Consider the following 18,694-nt stretch of genomic DNA (forward strand, 5'->3'; position numbering starts at 1 on the left):
GTCAGGGGCGGAGGTCGGCATTTCGCGGCCTGACGGCATCGGGCCGGTCCCTTCGGGGGCCGGCCCTTTCTGATCGATGCGCCTATTCCGCCGCGACGGGACTGGCGGGTTCGACCTTTACGGCCGAGAACTTGAATTCCGGGATCTTGCCGAACGGGTCGAGCGCCGGGTTCGTCAGAAGGTTCGCCGCCGCCTCGACATAGGCGAAGGGCAGGAACACCATGTCCGGCGCGATCGCCCGGTCCGCCCGTGCCATCAAGGTCACCGTGCCCCGCCGCGTCGTCAGGCGCACATGCCCGCCCGGTGCCACGCCCATCCGCCGCAAGGTGGCCGGGTGCAGCGAGCAATTCGCCTCCGGCTCCACCGCATCCAAGACCCTGGACCGCCGCGTCATCGACCCGGTGTGCCAATGCTCCAACTGCCGCCCCGTTGTCAGGATCATCGGATAGTCCGCATCCGGCACCTCGTCGGGCGGAACCACGTCGGCGGGCGTAAACTTCGCGCGCCCCTCGGGCCTCGGGAACCGGTCGCCGAACACGATCGGCTGGCCCGGATCCTCGGGCGAGAGCGACGGATAGGTCACCGCGCCCTCGCGCTCCAGCCGGTCCCAGGTGATGTTGTCGAGCGACGGCATGACCTGCTTCATCTCGGCGAAGACGTGCTTCGGATGGGCATAGCGCCAGTCGAGGCCGCAGCGCCAGGCCAGCTCCGCCGTGATCCGCCAATCTTCCCGCGCGTCGCCCGGCGGCGGCACGGCGGGGCGCCCCATCTGCACCTGCCGGTTGGTGTTGGTCACCGTCCCCGTCTTCTCCGCAAAGGCCGCGGCGGGCAGGATCACGTCAGCGTAATTCGCCGTCTCGGTCAGAAAGATGTCCTGCACCACCAGATGATCCAACGCCGCCAATGCCTCGCGCGCGTGGTCCACATCCGGGTCCGACATGGCCGGGTTCTCGCCCAGGATGTACATCGCCCGGATGTCGCCCGCATGGACGGCGTCCAGGATCTCCGTCACCGTCAGGCCCTTCTCGGCCAGCGGCTCGGACCCCCAGAGCGCCGCGTATTTCGCCCGCACGTCGTCCGACAGGACGCTGGCGTAGTCCGGCAGGAACATCGGGATCAGCCCCGCATCCGACGCGCCCTGCACGTTGTTCTGCCCGCGCAGCGGATGCAGGCCCGATCCCGGACGCCCGATCTGGCCCGTCATCAGGGCAAGGCTGATCAGACAGCGCGAATTGTCCGTCCCGTGGATATGCTGGCTGATCCCCATGCCCCAGAAGATCATCGCGGATTTCGCGCCCGCGAAGGTCCGCGCGACGTCGCGCACGACATCCGCCGGGATCCCGGTCAGCCCCTCGACCGTCTCGGGCGCGAAGCCACGCAGATGTTCGCGCTGCGCCGCCCAGTTCTCGGTCATCGCCTCGATATATTGCCGGTCGGTCAGGCCCTCCTCGGCGATCACGTGCATGATCGAATTGAGCAGCGCCACGTCCGCCCCCGGCCGGAATTGCAGCATGTGGCTGGCATGCCGCCGCAGGCCCACGCCGCGAGGGTCCATCACGATCAGCTTGCCGCCGCGCTTGGCGAACTGCTTGAAGTAGGTCGCGGCGACGGGATGGTTCTCGACCGGGTTGGCGCCGATGACGATGGCGACGTCGGCATTCTCGATCTCGTTGAAGGTCGCGGTGACGGCGCCCGATCCGACGTTCTCCAGAAGGGCCGCGACTGACGAGGCGTGGCAGAGCCGCGTGCAGTGGTCGACGTTGTTGTGCCCGAAGCCCTGCCGGATGAACTTCTGGAACAGGTACGCCTCCTCGTTCGAACACTTGGCCGACCCGAACCCGGCCACTTCGCGCCCCCGGCCGCGCAATCCGCCCGCCGCCACGTCCAGCGCCTCGTCCCAGCTCGCCTCGCGGAACACATTGCCCCAATCGCCCGGATCGACGTTCAACCCTTTCGGCGGCGCGTCCTCGCGGCGGATCAACGGCACGGTCAGGCGGTGCGGGTGGTGGATGTAGTCGAACCCGAACCGCCCCTTGACGCAAAGCCGCCCCTCGTTCGCCGGTCCGTCGATCCCGTCCACCTTGACGATGCGGTCGCCCTTCGCCTTCAGCGACACTTGGCACCCCACGCCGCAGAACGGGCAGATGCTCTTCGTTTCCCGGTCCCAATCGGCGCTGTCGCCAACTTGCGCGGCGTCCACCATCGTCGCCGGCATCAGCGCCCCCGTCGGACAGGCCTGCACGCATTCGCCGCAGGCGACGCAGGTGCTCTCGCCCATCGGGTCGTCGAAATCGAAGACGGGATAGGCGTCGTGCCCCCGGCCCGCCATGCCGATCACGTCGTTGACCTGCACCTCGCGACAGGCCCGCACGCAGAGGCCGCACTGGATGCAGGCATCCAGGTTGACCCGCATCGCGACATGGCTGTCGTCCAGAAGCGGGATGCGCCCGGCCTCCAGCGTCGGCAGGCGGCTTTCGCCCGCGCCGACCGCATCGGCCATGTCCCACAGATGCGACGACCGGTCATGCGCCGCGTCCCGCTCCGGCTGGTCGGCCAGAAGCATCTCGACCACCATCTTGCGCGCGCCCTTCGCCTGCGCGCTGTCGGTCGTGACCACCATGCCCTCGGCCGGTTCGCGGATGCAGGACGCGGCCAGCACGCGCTCCCCCTCGATCTCCACCATGCAGGCGCGGCAATTGCCGTCGGGGCGATAGCCCGGCGCCGGCTTGTGACACAGATGCGGGATCACCAGGCCGCGCCCGTTCGCCACCTCCCAGATCGTCTGGCCGGGCTGCGCCGCGACCGTCTCGCCGTCGAGCGTGAATGTGATCGCGTCGGACATGCGTGCCTCCGTTTCGCCGAAGACTAGAACCCCGGGCGCCCGTCCGAAAGCCCGCCCGCGACGCCGCGCGGGCGCGAAACGACGATCCGTTTCTCCGCTTCGAAAATATCCCGTGGGGGCGGAGGGCCGGGGCCCTGCGCCGATCTCAGCCCGTGCGCGCCATCATCCCGTACCAGAGCCAGTCCGGCAGGAATTGCCCGCCGCGGAACAGCAAGGAAAACACCGTCGGAAAGCTGAGCTTGAAGCGGTCGGTGCACATCAACTCGAACATCTGCTGGGCCGCCGCCTCGGGCGTCATCAGGAACGGCATGTCGAAATCGTTCTTCTCGGTCAGCCGGGTCTCGATGAAGCCGGGATTGGCCACCTGCACCGTCACGCCGGTCTTGCGCAGGTCCGCGTGCATTCCTTCGGCCAACCACATCACGCCGGCCTTCGACGCGCCGTAGCCCGTCGCCCCCGGCAGGCCGCGGAACCCCGACAACGATCCGGTCAGCACGATGTGGCCCTCGTCCCGCGCCACCATGTCGCCGATCACCGCGCCGACCGCGCGGGCCGCACCGGTGAAATTGACGTCGCACATCGCCTCGACCTGTTCGGCGTTCCAATCCTGCGCCGCCTGCGGCCAGTACACGCCCGCCAGGAACACCATCCCGTCGATCCGGCCCGCCGCCTTCGCCGCCGCCTCGACCGACGCGCGGTCGGACACGTCGCAGGGCACCACCTCCGACCGGCCCGGCAGACCCGCGGCCACTTTCGCCAGCTTGTCCTCGGACCGCGCCGAGAGGATCACGACCGCGCCCGCCGCCGAGAGCTTGCGCGCCAGCGCCGCGCCCAGCCCCTCCGAGGCGCCGACCAGCCAATACCGCTTTCCCGTCCAGTCACGCATCCTCGTCCTCCTCGGGGCGCATCACGCAAAACAACTCCGCCACCATGATCCCGTATTTTCGGAACTGGCTGCGGTTCAGGATCGTGCCATCCTGTTGAAGGTACATCCAATCGACCGCATCCAGGACATGGCCGCCATTCTCCTTCGGCAGGCGGATCTGGTAGGTCAGCCGAAGCGCATTCCCGGCAAGCTGGCCGTGGCCGGCCTCGGGCACGTCGTCGGCCTCGGCGCGCAAGGATCCGTCCTGACCGATGGTCAGCCGCCACTGACGGGTTTGCGTGCTGCCGTCATCATAGGTGAAGTTCTCGTCCATGATGCCGTTTGGTCCGTTCCAGCTCGTGTGCATCCTCGCCTTGAAACGCGAAGAGACGCGTCCCAGCGGCCCGAAGATCGTCCCGGTGCAATCCATGGGGCCAGACAACCGGGTCGGCAGGTCGAAAGCCGGTTGCAGCGCACGGTGATCGCGCACCTTCTGCGACGGAAACCCCGCGACCCGCTGCACGAGCACGAGGCCGAGAAGCGTGGCGAGAACCCCGAGCGCGAACGAAAGCAGAAGGGTCATCGGTGAACCTCGGGCCCGGTGCGGGCAAGCAGGATGAGCGCGAACGCCTTCAGCAGGAGCGGCAAACCCGCATAAAGCGCTGTAAGGGACCAAAGCGCGACCGCTCCGTTCGGTTCCCCGGGTTGGAATCCGGCCAGTTGCAGCGCCGGGAACAGCAGAATGGCCGCCAGCGCCAGCGTCGCCTTGTTGACGAAGGACCACAGCCCGAACCCGTCGGCCGCCGACGGCGCGATCGTCGCCATCCGCCGCGCGAACAGTGCCGGCAGCAGCGTCAGGTCGGCCCCCACGGCGGCGCCCGATGCGATGCAGACCACCGCGAACGGCCAGAGATCGCCCGCCCCCAGCGGCAGCGCGAAGGCGAAGGATGCAAGCGCCAGCGCCATGCCCATCATCAGGGCGCGGCGTGTCCCCCAGCGCGCCGCCGCCCGTGCCCAGAGCGGTGCGGCGAGCGCGGCCGACAGGAAGAACGTCAGCAGAAGGACGCCTTCCCATCCCGGTGCGGCCAGCCGGTCGGACACATAGAACAGGAAAAGCGTCGAGGTGACCGCCACCGGCGTCGCGTTGACCAGCGCGATCAACAGCAGGCGGCGCGCCGTCCCGTCGCGCAGCACCGCCCGCAGGCCGCCGGTGGCCGGTGGTGCCCCCGCGGCGGACCATTCCGGCGTCATCGCCGCCAGCGCCGCCAGCGCGGCCAGCGCGAAGAGCCCGGCGTAGATCGTGAACGGCTGCCCGGTCGCGGCAAGGATTGACGGTAGGGCCGCCGCCAGGCAGACGCCGAGTAGCGCCCCTGTTTCGCGCCACGACGCCACCCGCAGGTGGCCGTCGGTCACCGCGCCGGCCTTGGCGACGCCCTGCGCGTAGAAGCAGATCGTCAGGAAGGAGAATGTCGAGAACAGCGCCGCGAGCGACAGGGCGAACCACCAGACCGCCGGCAGTTGCGGGGGCACGGCGAACAGCATCGCCATCGCCCCGGCCATGATCACGCCTGCGCACCAGACCATCAGCCCGCGTCGTGCGCGCGTCGTCTCGGCCAAGCGGCCCAGCAGCGGGTCCTGAACCACGTCGATCAGGCGCAGCACGAACAGCGCGACCGAAAGCTGCCGGAGGGTCACGCCATAGGTATCGACGTAGAACTTGGGTGCATGGATGTAGATCGGAAGGCCGGCCGCCGCCAGGACGCCGGCGAAGACCGCGTATCGCGGCAGGCCGGCAAGCGTCACCGTGAGACCTCGGACGGGGGCGGGGCGGGCCGGCCGCGAAACGTCGCCCCGCGCCACCAGAGCCGGAGCGCCTGCCAATGGATCAGGCCCAGGACGCGGCGCGTGCCGAAGGGCCGGCGCAGCGCCGCACCGAGGATCGCCCGGTTCGTCAGCGGGCGGCGCGGGCCCGACAGCGTCGCCATCAGGCGGCCCCCCGGACTGCGATAGTCGATCCAGATCGCCAGGCGGTCGTCGCGGATGTCGAAGCGGAAGCGATAGCCCCCGGCCACGGGCTGGAACGGCGAGACATGCAGGATCTTGCGTGCGGCAAGCGTCGTTCCCGCGCCGATCGGCGCCAGGTCCGCGCTATGGCAAAGGTAGGAATGGCGGTCGCCATAGGTGTTGGTGACCTCCGCCACCACGGCACGCAGGACGTCATCGCGGTCATGCACCAGCCAGAAGCTGACCGGGTTGAACGTGTGTCCCAGCACGCGCGGCTGCGCCAGCAACAGGATGCGCCCGGCGCGAAGGTCCGGCAGCTTTTCGGCCAGCATGTCATGCAGCCAGGCCACCCCGCGTCCGTCGCCCGGGGGGCCACCATGATCCCGGTCGCGCAGGCTGGCGAGGGCTGCACGATTTCGCCCGAACAGCCGGGGGAACGGGCCGCGGTCTTCGGGATCGAGGAGCACGTAGTCGACGCCATAGCGAAAGGCGTTCTCCACCCCTTCGGCCTTGCGGCCATGGAACGTCAGACCCGGCACATGGTCCAGGACACGGGTCATTCCGCTGCGACGGCGAGGTGGGCGCGGCCGGCCATCCCCTCGGCCACGTCGAGGGCGCTGACGAACCCGTCCTCGTGAAAGCCGTTCCGCATCCAGGCGCCGCAGAACCATGTGTTTGCCGTTCCGTTACGTTCGCGCAGCCGGCCGACGGCATCCAGCATGGCCAGGTCGTAGACCGGGTGACGGAAGGTCGTCCGGTCGTAGATCAACGCCTCCCGGATGGGATGCTGGGGGTTGAGGGTGGAGAAGATCGGATCCTCCGCCGGAATGGGCTGCAGCCGGTTCATCCAGTAGGTCAGGCCGATGCGGTCGGGGCGATCCGCCTGTTCGGCATAGTTCCAGGACGCCCAGACCTTCCGGCGCCGGGGCATGACGGATTCGTCCGCATGCAGAACGGCCTCGTTCGATTGATAGCGCACCCGCGACAGCAGGGCCGTCTCCTCCTCGGTGGCGTCCGACAGCAGGGCGAGGCTATCGTCGGAATGGGTCGCCAATACGACGTCGTCGAACGCCTCCCACTCGCCACCGGTCATGCGCACCTCGGCACCGCCCGGGACACGGCGTATGCCGGCCACGGGCGTGCCGGTGCGAAGGACGACGCTTTGCCGTCCGAGATGCGCCTGAAGGCGGCGGACATATTCCACCGATCCGCCCCGAACGGTGAACCAGTCGTGCTGTCCGGTGTGGCTGAGCAGCGCGTGGTTGCGGAAGAAGCGCACCATGGCCTGCGCCGGGAAATCCATCACGTTCTGGCTGGGGGTGGACCAGATCGCGCCCGAGATCGGCCCGATATACCAGTCGCGGAACGTCTGCCCCATGCCGAGCCGATCAAGGAAGGCGCCAAGCGGCAGGTCCGGGTCGTTGGCGGCATCGGCGGCGCGGGCGTTGAAACGGAAGATGTCGCGCGTCATGCGCAGGAACCGGGGCGACAGCAGGTTGCGCCGCTGCGCGAACATCGTGTCCGCCGTCTGAAGCGAGTATTCCACGCGGCCCCCGCCCAGCGACGCCGCGAAGGACATGTCGCTGTCGGCGATGGGGACATCCAGGTCCTCGAACAGGCGCAACAGGTTCGGATAGTTGACCTTGTTGAAGACGATGAACCCGGTATCCACCGGCTGGTCGCCGCGTCGCCCGGCCAGGACGGTGCGTGCGTGCCCGCCCAAGCGCGGCTCGGCCTCGATCAGGGTGACGTGGTGATCGCCAGAAAGCGCGTGGGCGGCGGCCATGCCGCTTATGCCGCCGCCGATGATCGCGACGCGGCTGAGTGTCTGTTTGTCGAAGGGCACTGCTGTCTCTGTTTCCGTTCCGGGTTCGCTCTTGTGTCTCTACGGACCGGCCGGCCTCGCGGATCAGGATGCCGTCGTGGCGTCCCCTCCTCTCTACATGACACGAAAACTGATCCGGACAACACGACGTTGCGTAGAGCCTGTGAACTTGAACCCGGGCAGTCCCGCCCTCAAGATGTCAGGCGATTGATGAATGCGCTCGGTCTGAACCTTGCCGCCCCGCCGGAGATGCGCTTGGCCCCCAAACCCAAGGACGATGCCCGCTGGTCGGCCCTGCTGGTCGCGGTGGGTCGCGACCGCGACCGCGACGCGTTCGCCGAACTGTTCCGCCACTATGCCCCGCGGGTGAAGGCCTTCCTGATCCGGACGGGCCTGTCGCCCGCCATGGCCGAGGATTGCATGCAGGATGTCATGGTCACGCTCTGGCGCAAGGCGCATCAATACGATCCGGCGCGGGCGGGGGCGGCGACGTGGCTCTTCACCATCGCGCGGAATCGCAAGATCGACCTGATCCGCAGGACCCGCCGGCCCGAACCCGAGGATCTGCCCTGGGGGCCCGAGCCGGCGCCGGAACAGGCCGACGCGCTGGCCCTGCAACAGGAAACGGCGCGCCTGGCCCAAGCCATCGCGACCCTGCCGCCCAAGCAGCGCGACCTGGTGGAACGGGCCTATTTCGGCGATGCGACGCACAGCGAAATCGCCGCGGCGACGGGTTTGCCGCTTGGCACGATCAAGTCACGCATCCGGTTGGCGATCGACCGGCTGCGTCATGCCATGCAGAACGAACGGCGCGATCTGCCGCGCCCCCACGACCGACATTGAACGCGAGACGAACCAAGATGATCCACCATCCCATCGGAGACGAGATGCTGCTGAACTACGCTGCCGGCCGGCTGCCGGCCGCGCAGGACCTGCTGGTGGCGACGGCGGTGTCGCTGGACGATGACGCCCGCGCGCGGCTTGGCGGGTTCGACGCGCTGGGCGGCATCCTCTTGGAGGATACGGGCGAGACCGAGATCGCGCCCGATGCGCTGGACGCGGTGATGGCACGGCTCGACGGGCCCGCCACGTCCGGGCGGGCCGCGTCATCGTCCGGTGCGGTGTTGCCGCAACCGTTGCGCGATGCCGTCGGCGGGGATCTGGAGGCGGTGCGCTGGCGCCCGGTGGGCATGGGCGTACGGCAATGCGTGATCGACCTGGGCGAAGACGACGGTGGCGTCGCGCGTCTGTTGTCGATCCCCGCGGGGCACGCGATGCCGGACCATGGCCATGGCGGTACGGAGTTCACACTGGTCCTGCAGGGGGCGTTCCTGGACGGCGACGCCCGGTTCGCCCGCGGCGACCTGGAGGTCGCGTCCGAGGCGGACGAACACACTCCGACCGCCGAGGCGGGCGAGGATTGCATCTGCCTCGTCGTCACCGACGCGCCGTTGCGGTTCTCGGGCTTTTTGCCGCGCATCGCGCAGCGATTCCTCAAGATCTAGGCGCCGGCCGCTAGTCCGTCGCCAGTTCTGCGCCGTAGAGCGGGACCGTCGATATCGACATCTTCGCCGACCCCTCGGTCAGTTCCTGCGCATGGACAAGATAGATCAACGTCTGGTTCGGCTGATCGAAGATCCGCTTGATGCGCAGCGATTTCAGGATGATCGACCGGCCTTCGCGGAACACCTGCTCGCCATCCTCCGACGTGTCGATGTCGCCCAGCCGGATCGGCCCGGTCTGGCGGCACGCGATCGACGCGTTCGACGGGTCCTCGAACCAGTTGCCCTGGCTCAGCCGGTCGATCAGCGACCGCTCGAAATAGGCGATGTGGCAGGTGACGCCCTCGACCTTTGGGTCCTGGATGGCGTCGATGATGATGTCGTTGCCGACCCAGTCGACCCCGACCTCGCCGACTTGTTCGGCATTGGCGGGCAGGGCGAGAAGGGCGGCGGCCAGTGCGGTGGCGAGCGTTGTGCGTGTCATGCGGTCAAACGCCGCGCCATGCGCCTTCGTTCCCTATGTCCCGCGCCGCTCCGTGCTAGCTTGCCGCGACGGCAATACCGCTCCGGAGGGACCACGATGACACGCATGACCGCCAAGGATTTCGACCAGGATCTGCTCGACCTCTACGACTTCTATGCGCATGGCAAGATATCGAAGCGCGAGTTCCTCGACCGCGCCGGCAAGTGGGCCGTCGGCGGCCTGACCGCGGTGGCGATTCTCCAGACGCTCAGCCCGAACTATGCCCTGGCGCAGCAGGTCGCCGAGGACGACGCCGACATCGCGGCCGAGGACATCACCTATGACAGCCCGAACGGCCACGGTTCCGTCAATGGTTATCTCGTGCGCCCCGCCACGACCGACGCGCCGCCCGCCGCCGTTCTGGTCGTGCACGAGAACCGGGGCCTCAACCCCTATATCCGCGATGTCGCGCGCCGCGTCGCCAAGGCCGGCTTCGTCGCGCTGGCGCCCGACGGGCTGACCTCGATGGGCGGATATCCCGGCAACGACGACGAGGGCCGCGAGATGCAGCGCCAAGTCGATGGCGAGAAGCTGATGAACGACTTCTTCGCCGGCTACGAATACCTCGCCGCGCTCGACGGCACCAATGGCCGCGTGGGCGCGACCGGTTTCTGCTACGGCGGCGGCGTGGTGAACGCGCTGGCCGTGGCCTATCCGGAGCTGTCGGCGGGCGTGCCATTCTACGGACGGCAGGCCGCCGCGTCGGACGTTCCGAAGATCGAGGCGCCGCTCCTGTTCCAATACGCGGCCCTCGACAGCCGGATCAATTCCGGCTGGCCCGAGATGCAGCGCGCACTGGAGGAGAACGACAAGATCTACAAGGCCAACATCTGGCCCGACGTGAACCACGGCTTCCACAACGATACCACGCCCCGCTACGACGCGGCCGCCGCCGAAGCCGCGTGGGAGGATACGATCGCCTGGTTCCGCGTCTACCTCGCCTGACCCGTCGGCCCGGACGCCCGCATCCGGCTGGCATCCCCCGGCCGGGCGCGATAGGCGGCGCGGATGGATGCCGCCGCCGCCTCGACCCCCTACGACCCGCCCGACGGGCCTATCCCGATCGTCCACCGCGACGAACACCTGATGGTCGTGGACAAGCCGCATGGCCTTCTGTCGGTGCCCGGACGCGGGCCGCATCTGGCGGATTGCCTGATCGCGCGGCTTGCCATCGAGTTTCCCGAAGTGCTGCTCTGCCACCGCCTCGACCGCGACACGTCCGGCATCATGGTCTTCGCCCTGACCAAGGCGGCGCAGCGCAAGCTCGGCCGCATGTTCGAGGTCAAGCGCATCGCCAAGCGCTACGTCGCCCGCGTCTGGGGCGAGGTGGCGGAGGCCGAAGGCACGATCGACCTGCCACTGATCGTCGACTGGCCGAACCGCCCGCTGCAGCACGTCAACCACGAACGCGGCAAGAAGGCCGTCACCGACTGGAGGCGCATGGCGGTGGAAGATGGGACGACCCGCATGCGCCTGATGCCGCGCACCGGGCGCAGCCACCAGCTGCGTGTCCACATGCTCTCCCTTGGCCACCCGATCTTGGGCGATCCATTCTATGCCAACGGTCCGGCGGCCGATTTCCCGCGCATGATGCTGCATGCCGAGGGCTTGAAGTTCGAGCATCCGATCAGCGGCAAGGTCCTGCGGCTCGAGGCGCCCTGTCCGTTCTGACTGGTGCACGCCGTCCGGTCGCGACGCGCCGCCCCGGGGCGGACGCACGGACCTCGCTTCTTCCCCCCGGGCGCCCGCCGGACTAGACAGGCTCGACAGCAACTTGCCCGGGAGGCAGCCATGAGCCTGCGCATCAATCAGACCGTTCCCGATTTCGAGGCCGAGACCAGCGAGGGCCCGATCCGCTTCCACGACTGGATCGGCGACAGCTGGGCGATCCTGTTCAGTCACCCCAAGGATTTCACGCCCGTCTGCACGACCGAATTCGGCGCCGTGGCGCAGCTGGATGCCGAGTGGAAGAAGCGCGGCGTCAAGGTGATCGGCATCTCGGTGGACGATGCCGACTCGCATCGCAGATGGAAGGGCGACATCGAGGGTTTCGGCGGGGCGAAGGCCGAGTTTCCGATCATCGCGGACGAGGGGCTGGACGTCTCCAAGGCCTACGACATGCTGCCGGAAGATGCGTATCTGCCCGATGGGCGCACCCCGAACGACACCGCCACGGTCCGGTCGGTCTATATCATCGGGCCGGACAAGCAGTTGAAGCTGTCGATGACCTATCCGATGAATGTCGGCCGCAACTTCGCCGAGGTTCTGCGCGCCGTCGATGCGCTGCAGACGGCGGCGAAGCACGGGGTGGCCACCCCGGCGAACTGGGACCACGGCCGCGACGTGGTAATCCCCGCGACGGTCAGCGACGAGGACGCGAAGGCGAAATTCGGGGAGTTCACGACCCACTTCCCCTATCTTCGCACCACGAAGGACCCGAGCTGAACCGGCCCGATTCCGACCCCTGAAACGAAGAAGGGCCGCCCCAGCGGGCGGCCCATCCTGCCGGATCAGCGCGGCTCAGCCCTGGCGGGCCTTGAACCGACGCTGGGTCTTGTTGATCACATAGACCCGTCCCTTGCGGCGCACGACACGGCAGTCGCGGTGACGGTTCTTGAGCGACCGGAGGGAATTGCGAACCTTCATGGCTGCTCTCCTATCATCGCGGCGCGCGGTGACGCCTCGGGTTGAACGCGTGCCCCGGCGAACGGGGCGGTGAATGGTGGGCGATACTGGGATCGAACCAGTGACCCCTTCGATGTCAACGAAGTGCTCTACCGCTGAGCTAATCGCCCCGTTGCGACTGACGACACAGGGCAACCCTGGCCCGCCCGGCGCATTGGTGCGCGGTGGATAGTGTCTTTCACGATGGCGTGCAAGGGGGCTTTCGAGAGTTTCGCCACTGGCATATCCTGCGCCCAAATGAGAGCGTCCCGCCCCATGTCACGACCGACTTTCCGCCTGATGCGCCCCGACCCGGTGATGGCCCCGTTGGTCGTGGCCAGCCCCCATTCGGGGCGGATCTACGACTGGGACTTTCTGTCGGCCACGGTGCTCGACGCCGACCGTATCCGCTCGTCGGAGGATGCCTATGTCGACCTCCTCCTGGATGGCGTGCCGGGCCTGGGCGTGCCGCTTCTGGCCGCCGAGATGCCGCGTGCCTTCCTGGATCTGAACCGCGCGCCCGAGGAACTCGACCCGGCGGTGATCCAGGGCCTGCCGCGCGGTGCGACCAACCCGCGCATCACGTCGGGTCTGGGCGTGATTCCCAGGGTCGTGGCACAGGGCCGGGCCATCTATGATGGCAAGATCAGCCGCGACGAGGCGCGGTACCGTATCGACCGGGTCTGGCGGCCCTATCACGACCAGCTGGCCGCGCTGATGCAGGCCGCGCAGGACCGTTTCGGCCACGCCGTTCTGCTCGACGTCCATTCCATGCCGCACGAGGCGATCGAGGGGGCCGGCCCCCGGGGTCGCACGCCCGAGATCGTGCTGGGCGACCGGTTCGGCGCCTCTGCCTCGGCCGATCTGGTCGATGCGGTCGAGGCCGTCTTCGCCGATCTGGGATTCTGCGTGGCCCGCAACGCGCCCTTCGCGGGCGCCTACATCACGCAGGCCTATGGCCGGCCCGAACGGGGGCGCCAGGCGATCCAGATCGAGATCGACCGCGCGCTCTATCTCGACGAGATGCGCGTCCGGCCGGCCGATGGGTTCGATGGCATGCGCAACCTGATGACCGAGGCCGTCGGTCGCATCTGCGCCCATGTCGGCGGCATCCGGGACCTGGCCGCCGAATAGCTCAGCGCAGCGCGCGCCCCTTGCGGATGGCGTCGTCGCCGAATCTGGCCCGGATCGCGTCGGCGGCCCGTTCGGCCCCCGCCCGCCGTGCCGCATCGGGGTCGAGCAGGTCGCCGGCCCGGTCGCCCTGCTGCGCGGCGACCAGGTCCGAGATGCCGACCCCGATCAGCCGCGTGGGCCCCGGCGGCCCGAGCGCATCGAAGAGCGCCCGCGCCTCGCGGTAGATGCGGTCCGCCATCTGCGTGGGGTCTGGCAGGGCGCGCCTGCGCGTCACGACCGCGAAATCGGCGTGCTTCAGCTTCAGCGTAACGACGCGCCCGGCAAGGTCGCGGGCCTTGGCGCGCGCCGAGACCTGTTCGGACAGGCGCCAGAGATGACCGTCGAGAATATCGGGATCGGACGTGTTCTCGTGGAACGTCGTCTCCTTCGAGATCGACTTGACCGGACGGTTGGCGCGCACGCTCCGTCTGTCCTCGCCCCGGGCGAGGTGCCAGAGGCGGTCGCCCATCGACCCGAAGCGGCGCATCAGGTCGGTACGGTCCCAACGGCGGATGTCGGCGATGGTCTCGATCCCCGCCTTGCGCAGCGTCTCCGCGCCGACCGTCCCGATTCCGAAGATGATGCCGACCTTGCGCGGCCCGAGGAACGCCTGCGTCTCGGCCCGTCCGATGACCGAGAAGCCCTGCGGCTTGTCCATGTCCGAGGCGATCTTGGCCAGGAACTTGTTATGGCTCAGCCCGATGGACCCGGTGATGCCGATCTCTTCCCGCATGCGACGCGTCAGGCGGTTCAACATCACCGCCGGCGGGGCGCCGTGGAGGCGTTCGGTACCGGTCAGGTCCATGAACGCCTCGTCCAGCGACAGCGGTTCGATCGCGGGGGTCAGCTCCTCCATCATGGCGCGGATTTTGCGGCTGATTTCGACGTAGAGGTCCATCCGGCCCTTGATGACGACAGCATCGGGGCAAAGCTCCAGCGCCTTGAACATCGGCATGGCCGAGCGGACGCCCCGGATCCGGGCGATGTAGCAGCACGTGGTGACGACTCCGCGCCGCCCGCCGCCGATGATGACCGGCTTGTCGGCCAGTTCCGGGCGGTCGCGTTTCTCGACGCTGGCATAGAAGGCGTCGCAATCCATATGGGCGATGCCCAGGTCGAACAACTCCGGATGCGTCAACACGCGCGGCGACCGGCAGACGGGGCAGCGTTTCGCGTCCTCGAACACGGTCGAGCATTGGCGGCAGAGGGCGGACATTCCCCCATCTAACCAAGGCCGGCGCCGGCGCAAAGCCGCGCGTGGCCCGAGAGATGGGGAACCTGCGCCGCACCCATCGGCGTTTGTCTGCATACACCTGTAAACGGAGACCAATCATGGCCAAGCCGACCACGACCACCCCGCCGCCCGCCCGTGACCCCCGTGACCCGGCCCTCGATCCCGCCGACCCGCGCGATCCCGCACATGTCGAACCCACCGGCGCCCATGTCCCGCCGTCCGGATCCAGCCATGCCGCGGTCGAGGAGCCCAAGGACAAGTCGAGCATGAAGTGGCTCTGGATCGCCATCGCGGCCGTGATCGTGCTGCTGTTGCTGTTCTTCCTGCTGCCGGGTGATGTCGAGACCGTCGAGACCGACGCCGTCGTGCCCGCCGATGACGCCGTCGTCGTCGATACCGACGAGAGCGATGCCGAGGTCGTTGTCGTGCCCGAAGAGGCCGTGGACGGCGATGCGGTCACCGTCGAGGGCGCCAGCGACGACGCCGTCACCGGGACCGTGCCGATCACGCCGGTCGAGGAATGAGCGACCGCGATCGTGCCCCCGGCGGGCGCGATCTGGCGCCCGAGGACGTGGCCCCGCACCGGGGCCGCGCCACCGCCGGTTTCGTCGTGTTCGCCCTGGTCGTCGTGGCCGTCCTGGCGATCGTGTTCCTCTGGGCCGACGATGCGCCCGACCTGTCGTCGGACGAGCCCGCGCCGATCGTGACCGACGACGATGCACCCGCGGGCGATCTGGGCAATTAGATGGCGACTGCGCCCGGCGTGCCACAGATGCGGTCCGCGTTTGGGGGATGATCCGATCGGATCATCCCCTTTTCCGTGCCGGGTACCTATCTGGAACCTGAAACGCGGTTGAACGGTGATCGACGGACATGGAACAGGACCTCATGAACTTCTTGGGCGAGAACGCGGTGCTTATCGGCCTCGCGATCTTCGTGGTGCTCTGCATTCTGTTGGGCGTCCGCATCGTGCCGCAGTCGCAGAAATTCGTGGTGGAGCGGTTCGGACGCCTGCGCAGCGTACTGGGTCCGGGGATCAACCTGATCGTGCCGTTCCTCGACAAGGTTGCGCACCGCATCAGCATCCTGGAACGCCAGCTTCCCAATGCCGAGCAGGATGCCATCACCCGCGACAACGTGCTCGTCCAGGTCGAGACGAGCGTGTTCTATCGCATCCTGCAGCCCGAAAAGACCGTTTACCGCATCCGTGACGTGGACGCCGCGATCGCGACCACCGTGGCCGGCATCGTGCGCGCCGAAATCGGCATGATGGAACTGGACGAGGTACAGTCGAACCGGTCCGAGGTGATCTCCAAGATCAAGGCGCAGGTCGCCGACGCCGTCGACGACTGGGGAATCGAAGTGACGCGCGCTGAGATCCTGGACGTCAACCTGGATGAACAGACGCGCGATGCGATGCTGCAGCAGCTCAACGCCGAACGGGCCCGCCGCGCGCAGGTGACCGAGGCCGAGGGCAAGCGCCGCGCCGTGGAACTGGCCGCCGATGCCGAGCTTTACGCCGCCGAGCAGACGGCCAAGGCCCGCCGGATCGCCGCCGATGCCGAAGCCTATGCCACCGAGGTCGTGGCACGCGCCATCGCCGACAACGGGCTGGAGGCGGCGCAGTACCAGGTCGCGCTCAAGCAGGTCGAGGCGCTGACCGCGCTGGGCAAGGGGAACGGGTCGCAGACGGTCGTGGTCCCAGCCTCGGCGCTCGATGCGTTCGGCGAGGCGTTCCGCATGCTCAAGGGGCGCGCGTAATGTGGGCGGCGTGGTGGTTCTGGGCGGTCGTCGCCGTCATCCTGGCCATCCTGGAAGTGGTCGCGCCGACCTATATCCTGCTGGGTTTCGCGCTGGGCGCGGCAATCGTCGCGCTGGGCCTGGTCTTCGGCATCCTCGGCGCGCTGGCGGGTACGACTTACGGGCTGGCCTGGCTTCTGCTGATCTTCGCGCTGGTCTCGCTGGTCGCATGGCTTGGGCTGCGGGCCGTGTTCGGTCGTTCCGGGCAGTCATCCCAGACCTTCGACCGCGACATCAACGATTGACCGCGTCCACCTGACGCGGGCTCCGATGGAACGCGGCGCGGGCCGGGCCGGTTCACCTTCTGCCACATGACAGGAGATGAGCATGGTCAGGGAACCCGACGACGCGCCGGTGCCGGAGAAGTCCAAAAAGAACTATTACATCGGTCTGGTGGTCGCCATTCTGATCGGCGCGGTCCTGGTGATCTTCGTGTTGCCGAACCTCTATTTCCTGACCGACGAGGGCCCCGCCGTCGACGATGTCGAAGGGATCGTGCTGCCCGACGAGGATGGCCTGGTGGATGGCGACGGCGATCCGATCGCGCCTATCGCGAACGAATAGGCGCAGGCAGTTCGGCCAGGATCGCCCGTGTCGCCGCGCACGGGTCGTCGGCCGCGTGGATCGGTCGCCCGACGACGATATGGTCCGCCCCGGCGGCGATGGCATCGGCGGGCGTGGTGACCCGCTTCTGGTCCCCGCGCGCGGAACCCGTCGGACGAACGCCTGGCGTCACGATCAATCGCCCGTCAGCCTCGGGCAGGGCGCGAATCATCGCGGCCTCGTGCGGTGAGGCGATCACGCCGTCGGCGCCGGCCTCGAACGCACGGGCGGCGCGGGTGGTGACGATGTCCGAGACATCGCCCGGCACGATCAGACCCGCGTCCAGATCCGCGCGGTCGAGCGATGTCAGCACGGTCACGGCCAGGATGTGCATCGACCCCTTCGTCTGCGCCGCCGCACGGACGACATGCGGGTCGCCCTGAACGGTCAGGAAATCGAGGTCGAACCGCGCGAGGCCGCGTACCGCCGCCTCGACCGTGGCGCCGATGTCGAACAGTTTCATGTCGAGGAAGATGCGCTTGCCGTGTTCCGATTTCAGTTCGTTCGCAAGGGCCAGACCGCCGCCCGTCAGCATGCCGAGACCGATCTTGTAGAAGGAGACCTCGGGGCCCAGACGCTCGGCCAGCGTCAGGCCGGCATGGGCATCGGGGACGTCCAGCGCGACGATCAGTCGGTCGTCGGATGACGGGTGAGGGGACATGGCAACCTCCGGGCAGTCGGCCCGGCGGACCTAGGGGACCGGTGCAGTCCTGTCCAGCGGCGCTTCAGTGCGCGGCGATCCCGGCCAAGGCACGCACGGCCTGTCCGTGGGTCCAAGTCGGGTCGCCGCGAACCTTGCAGACACGACGGGTGAGGACGCCATTCGCGGCCCGGCATATCGCGACGCCCTCGTAGCGGGCATCGAGATAGTTGAAGCGAACGGCTTCGATGCGGATCACGCGTGGGACGATCATCGGTCGGCCTCCTGGTTCTCGACGAACGCGGCGCGGACGCCGACGGTTTCATCGTCTCAGGACAACCCGCCCATCTCACAGATAAGGCGCCATTCTTTTTCGGTCACAGGCTGCACGGAGAGGCGGCTGTTCCTGACCAGGACCATATCCGACAATTCCGGCGTTTCCTTGACGCGGGCCAGTGGAACCGGTGTCGGCAAGGGGGCGAGTGCGCGGATGTCGACGCAGTCCCACCTGTCGTCATCGGTGGTGGAATCGCGATGCGCGGTCGCGCAGATCTCAACCGTGCCGACGATCGCCCGCGCGTCCTGACTGTGATAGAAGAACCCGCGATCGCCCATGGCCATCTCGCGCATGTGGTTGCGCGCCTGATAGTTGCGAACGCCGTTCCATTCCTCGCCCATGTCGCCCTTGGCGACTTGGTCGTCCCAAGACCAGACCGAAGGCTCCGACTTGAAGAGCCAGTACTTCACCGGTCGATCACCCGGTTCCAGGTCTCGATCCGAACGTCGGCGAAAAGCCCGGCGCGGGCATAGGGGTCGCCGGCCACGAAGGCCTCGACATGGGTGCGGCTGTCGGTGTCGAACACGATCAGCGAGCCGGTCATCTCGCCCGAGGGACCGATCAGCGGGCCGGCCTGGATCACGAGCGGATCGGCCCGGAGATACTCGAGATGCGCCTCGCGATTCTCCTTTCGTACGCTCAGGTGGTCGGGTTTGTCGGTGCAGATAAGGGCATGAAGCAT

At 68.0% G+C, this 18,694-nt stretch carries 24 protein-coding genes and 1 tRNA gene; 11 read left to right on the forward strand and 14 right to left on the reverse strand.

The features are described 5' to 3' along the window. Window positions 1-82 precede the first annotated feature (82 nt). The 6 genes from fdhF to MWU52_RS15710 all read right to left on the reverse strand — a co-directional run bounded on the left by fdhF (window position 83) and on the right by MWU52_RS15710 (window position 7,557). Window positions 83-2,842, reverse strand: a complete 2,760-nt coding sequence (fdhF, locus tag MWU52_RS15685) for a formate dehydrogenase subunit alpha (RefSeq protein WP_246953916.1) — start codon at window positions 2,840-2,842, stop codon at window positions 83-85. A gap of 145 nt (window positions 2,843-2,987) precedes the next feature. Then, window positions 2,988-3,728, reverse strand: a complete 741-nt coding sequence (locus MWU52_RS15690) for an SDR family NAD(P)-dependent oxidoreductase (protein ID WP_246953918.1) — start codon at window positions 3,726-3,728, stop codon at window positions 2,988-2,990. After that, a complete protein-coding gene (locus MWU52_RS15695) occupies window positions 3,721-4,290 on the reverse strand; it encodes a DUF3833 family protein (protein ID WP_246953920.1) in 570 nt (189 codons plus the stop codon). The genes MWU52_RS15690 and MWU52_RS15695 overlap by 8 nt, the downstream gene beginning before the upstream one ends. Next, on the reverse strand, window positions 4,287-5,510 hold the full coding sequence (locus MWU52_RS15700) for an MFS transporter (protein ID WP_246953922.1): 1,224 nt from the start codon (window positions 5,508-5,510) through the stop codon (window positions 4,287-4,289). The genes MWU52_RS15695 and MWU52_RS15700 overlap by 4 nt, the downstream gene beginning before the upstream one ends. Beyond that, entirely contained in the window at window positions 5,507-6,271 is a 765-nt protein-coding gene (locus tag MWU52_RS15705) for a DUF1365 domain-containing protein (RefSeq protein WP_246953925.1), read from the reverse strand. Before MWU52_RS15705 ends, MWU52_RS15700 begins: the two co-directional genes overlap by 4 nt. Next, a complete protein-coding gene (locus tag MWU52_RS15710) occupies window positions 6,268-7,557 on the reverse strand; it encodes an FAD-dependent oxidoreductase (RefSeq protein WP_348645525.1) in 1,290 nt (429 codons plus the stop codon). The genes MWU52_RS15705 and MWU52_RS15710 overlap by 4 nt, the downstream gene beginning before the upstream one ends. A 189-nt stretch (window positions 7,558-7,746) precedes the next feature. Between MWU52_RS15710 and MWU52_RS15715 the strand changes: the two genes are divergently transcribed. After that, window positions 7,747-8,379, forward strand: coding sequence for a sigma-70 family RNA polymerase sigma factor (locus tag MWU52_RS15715; RefSeq protein WP_281494151.1), 633 nt, complete (start codon window positions 7,747-7,749; stop codon window positions 8,377-8,379). A 17-nt stretch (window positions 8,380-8,396) separates the two neighbouring features. After that, entirely contained in the window at window positions 8,397-9,041 is a 645-nt protein-coding gene (locus MWU52_RS15720; RefSeq protein WP_246953927.1) for a ChrR family anti-sigma-E factor, read from the forward strand. Between the two features lie 10 nt (window positions 9,042-9,051). On the opposite strand, the gene MWU52_RS15725 is transcribed toward MWU52_RS15720, so the two are convergent. After that, complete coding sequence (locus tag MWU52_RS15725) at window positions 9,052-9,522, reverse strand: CreA family protein (protein ID WP_246953929.1); 471 nt, start codon at window positions 9,520-9,522, stop codon at window positions 9,052-9,054. A 96-nt stretch (window positions 9,523-9,618) separates the two neighbouring features. Between MWU52_RS15725 and yghX the strand changes: the two genes are divergently transcribed. The 3 genes from yghX (at window position 9,619) to MWU52_RS15740 (ending at window position 12,006) form a co-directional block, all read left to right on the forward strand. Continuing rightward, on the forward strand, window positions 9,619-10,506 hold the full coding sequence (gene yghX, locus MWU52_RS15730; RefSeq protein WP_246953931.1) for a YghX family hydrolase: 888 nt from the start codon (window positions 9,619-9,621) through the stop codon (window positions 10,504-10,506). 63 nt (window positions 10,507-10,569) lie between these two features. Further along, the gene (locus tag MWU52_RS15735) at window positions 10,570-11,232 is read left to right on the forward strand and encodes an RluA family pseudouridine synthase (RefSeq protein ID WP_246953933.1); all 663 of its coding nucleotides are present in this window, start codon (window positions 10,570-10,572) and stop codon (window positions 11,230-11,232) included. 120 nt (window positions 11,233-11,352) lie between these two features. After that, window positions 11,353-12,006, forward strand: a complete 654-nt coding sequence (locus MWU52_RS15740) for a peroxiredoxin (protein WP_246953935.1) — start codon at window positions 11,353-11,355, stop codon at window positions 12,004-12,006. Between the two features lie 75 nt (window positions 12,007-12,081). Here the strand turns inward: MWU52_RS15740 and ykgO are convergent, their stop codons facing one another. Both ykgO and MWU52_RS15750 read right to left on the reverse strand, forming a co-directional pair. Then, a complete protein-coding gene (gene ykgO / locus MWU52_RS15745; RefSeq protein WP_005850168.1) occupies window positions 12,082-12,207 on the reverse strand; it encodes a type B 50S ribosomal protein L36 in 126 nt (41 codons plus the stop codon). Between the two features lie 74 nt (window positions 12,208-12,281). After that, window positions 12,282-12,356, reverse strand: a tRNA-Val gene (locus tag MWU52_RS15750). Between the two features lie 145 nt (window positions 12,357-12,501). Here MWU52_RS15750 and MWU52_RS15755 point away from each other — a divergent pair. Further along, complete coding sequence (locus tag MWU52_RS15755) at window positions 12,502-13,359, forward strand: N-formylglutamate amidohydrolase (protein WP_246953937.1); 858 nt, start codon at window positions 12,502-12,504, stop codon at window positions 13,357-13,359. 1 nt (window position 13,360) lies between these two features. Here the strand turns inward: MWU52_RS15755 and MWU52_RS15760 are convergent, their stop codons facing one another. Further along, window positions 13,361-14,614, reverse strand: coding sequence for a DNA polymerase IV (locus MWU52_RS15760; RefSeq protein WP_246953939.1), 1,254 nt, complete (start codon window positions 14,612-14,614; stop codon window positions 13,361-13,363). Window positions 14,615-14,730: 116 nt separating this feature from the next. Between MWU52_RS15760 and MWU52_RS15765 the strand changes: the two genes are divergently transcribed. From MWU52_RS15765 to MWU52_RS15785, 5 genes are all read left to right on the forward strand, one after another. Further along, the gene (locus MWU52_RS15765; protein ID WP_246953941.1) at window positions 14,731-15,156 is read left to right on the forward strand and encodes a hypothetical protein; all 426 of its coding nucleotides are present in this window, start codon (window positions 14,731-14,733) and stop codon (window positions 15,154-15,156) included. Next, the gene (locus MWU52_RS15770) at window positions 15,153-15,377 is read left to right on the forward strand and encodes a hypothetical protein (RefSeq protein ID WP_246953943.1); all 225 of its coding nucleotides are present in this window, start codon (window positions 15,153-15,155) and stop codon (window positions 15,375-15,377) included. The genes MWU52_RS15765 and MWU52_RS15770 overlap by 4 nt, the downstream gene beginning before the upstream one ends. A gap of 128 nt (window positions 15,378-15,505) precedes the next feature. Further along, window positions 15,506-16,393 carry an SPFH domain-containing protein gene (locus MWU52_RS15775; protein WP_246953945.1) on the forward strand — a complete coding sequence of 296 codons (888 nt, stop codon included), beginning with the start codon at window positions 15,506-15,508 and terminating at the stop codon, window positions 16,391-16,393. Beyond that, window positions 16,393-16,677 carry a hypothetical protein gene (locus MWU52_RS15780; RefSeq protein WP_246953947.1) on the forward strand — a complete coding sequence of 95 codons (285 nt, stop codon included), beginning with the start codon at window positions 16,393-16,395 and terminating at the stop codon, window positions 16,675-16,677. The genes MWU52_RS15775 and MWU52_RS15780 overlap by 1 nt, the downstream gene beginning before the upstream one ends. Before the next feature lie 82 nt (window positions 16,678-16,759). Beyond that, on the forward strand, window positions 16,760-16,996 hold the full coding sequence (locus MWU52_RS15785) for a hypothetical protein (protein WP_246953949.1): 237 nt from the start codon (window positions 16,760-16,762) through the stop codon (window positions 16,994-16,996). Here MWU52_RS15785 and pyrF read toward each other — a convergent pair. The 4 genes from pyrF to MWU52_RS15805 all read right to left on the reverse strand — a co-directional run bounded on the left by pyrF (window position 16,980) and on the right by MWU52_RS15805 (window position 18,694). Beyond that, window positions 16,980-17,696, reverse strand: a complete 717-nt coding sequence (pyrF, locus tag MWU52_RS15790; RefSeq protein WP_246953951.1) for an orotidine-5'-phosphate decarboxylase — start codon at window positions 17,694-17,696, stop codon at window positions 16,980-16,982. The two genes, MWU52_RS15785 and pyrF, sit on opposite strands and share 17 nt — an antisense overlap. 64 nt (window positions 17,697-17,760) lie before the next feature. Then, window positions 17,761-17,949 (reverse strand): hypothetical protein, encoded by a 189-nt coding sequence (locus MWU52_RS15795; protein WP_246953952.1) that lies wholly within the window; start codon window positions 17,947-17,949, stop codon window positions 17,761-17,763. A 56-nt stretch (window positions 17,950-18,005) separates the two neighbouring features. Further along, the gene (locus tag MWU52_RS15800; protein WP_246953954.1) at window positions 18,006-18,422 is read right to left on the reverse strand and encodes an EVE domain-containing protein; all 417 of its coding nucleotides are present in this window, start codon (window positions 18,420-18,422) and stop codon (window positions 18,006-18,008) included. Beyond that, on the reverse strand, window positions 18,419-18,694 hold the full coding sequence (locus MWU52_RS15805; RefSeq protein ID WP_246954633.1) for a YciI family protein: 276 nt from the start codon (window positions 18,692-18,694) through the stop codon (window positions 18,419-18,421). The genes MWU52_RS15800 and MWU52_RS15805 overlap by 4 nt, the downstream gene beginning before the upstream one ends.

This window comes from Jannaschia sp. S6380, from assembly GCF_023015695.1.
In the GTDB taxonomy this organism is placed as follows: Bacteria; Pseudomonadota; Alphaproteobacteria; order Rhodobacterales; family Rhodobacteraceae; genus Jannaschia.

Bases quoted from the DNA above. Each gene is read 5' to 3' on its own strand.
- MWU52_RS15720 (WP_246953927.1), top strand. From the start codon at position 8,397: ATGATCCACCATCCCATCGGAGACGAGATGCTGCTGAACTACGCTGCC.
- MWU52_RS15770 (WP_246953943.1), top strand. From the start codon at position 15,153: ATGAGCGACCGCGATCGTGCCCCCGGCGGGCGCGATCTGGCGCCCGAG.
- MWU52_RS15785 (WP_246953949.1), top strand. From the start codon at position 16,760: ATGGTCAGGGAACCCGACGACGCGCCGGTGCCGGAGAAGTCCAAAAAG.
- ykgO (WP_005850168.1), bottom strand. From the start codon at position 12,207: ATGAAGGTTCGCAATTCCCTCCGGTCGCTCAAGAACCGTCACCGCGAC.
- MWU52_RS15725 (WP_246953929.1), bottom strand. From the start codon at position 9,522: ATGACACGCACAACGCTCGCCACCGCACTGGCCGCCGCCCTTCTCGCC.
- MWU52_RS15780 (WP_246953947.1), top strand. From the start codon at position 16,393: ATGTGGGCGGCGTGGTGGTTCTGGGCGGTCGTCGCCGTCATCCTGGCC.
- yghX (WP_246953931.1), top strand. From the start codon at position 9,619: ATGACACGCATGACCGCCAAGGATTTCGACCAGGATCTGCTCGACCTC.
- MWU52_RS15765 (WP_246953941.1), top strand. From the start codon at position 14,731: ATGGCCAAGCCGACCACGACCACCCCGCCGCCCGCCCGTGACCCCCGT.
- MWU52_RS15740 (WP_246953935.1), top strand. From the start codon at position 11,353: ATGAGCCTGCGCATCAATCAGACCGTTCCCGATTTCGAGGCCGAGACC.
- MWU52_RS15805 (WP_246954633.1), bottom strand. From the start codon at position 18,694: ATGCTTCATGCCCTTATCTGCACCGACAAACCCGACCACCTGAGCGTA.
- MWU52_RS15760 (WP_246953939.1), bottom strand. From the start codon at position 14,614: ATGTCCGCCCTCTGCCGCCAATGCTCGACCGTGTTCGAGGACGCGAAA.
- fdhF (WP_246953916.1), bottom strand. From the start codon at position 2,842: ATGTCCGACGCGATCACATTCACGCTCGACGGCGAGACGGTCGCGGCG.
- MWU52_RS15715 (WP_281494151.1), top strand. From the start codon at position 7,747: ATGAATGCGCTCGGTCTGAACCTTGCCGCCCCGCCGGAGATGCGCTTG.
- MWU52_RS15695 (WP_246953920.1), bottom strand. From the start codon at position 4,290: ATGACCCTTCTGCTTTCGTTCGCGCTCGGGGTTCTCGCCACGCTTCTC.
- MWU52_RS15795 (WP_246953952.1), bottom strand. From the start codon at position 17,949: ATGATCGTCCCACGCGTGATCCGCATCGAAGCCGTTCGCTTCAACTAT.
- pyrF (WP_246953951.1), bottom strand. From the start codon at position 17,696: ATGTCCCCTCACCCGTCATCCGACGACCGACTGATCGTCGCGCTGGAC.
- MWU52_RS15690 (WP_246953918.1), bottom strand. From the start codon at position 3,728: ATGCGTGACTGGACGGGAAAGCGGTATTGGCTGGTCGGCGCCTCGGAG.
- MWU52_RS15775 (WP_246953945.1), top strand. From the start codon at position 15,506: ATGGAACAGGACCTCATGAACTTCTTGGGCGAGAACGCGGTGCTTATC.
- MWU52_RS15735 (WP_246953933.1), top strand. From the start codon at position 10,570: ATGGATGCCGCCGCCGCCTCGACCCCCTACGACCCGCCCGACGGGCCT.
- MWU52_RS15705 (WP_246953925.1), bottom strand. From the start codon at position 6,271: ATGACCCGTGTCCTGGACCATGTGCCGGGTCTGACGTTCCATGGCCGC.
- MWU52_RS15755 (WP_246953937.1), top strand. From the start codon at position 12,502: ATGTCACGACCGACTTTCCGCCTGATGCGCCCCGACCCGGTGATGGCC.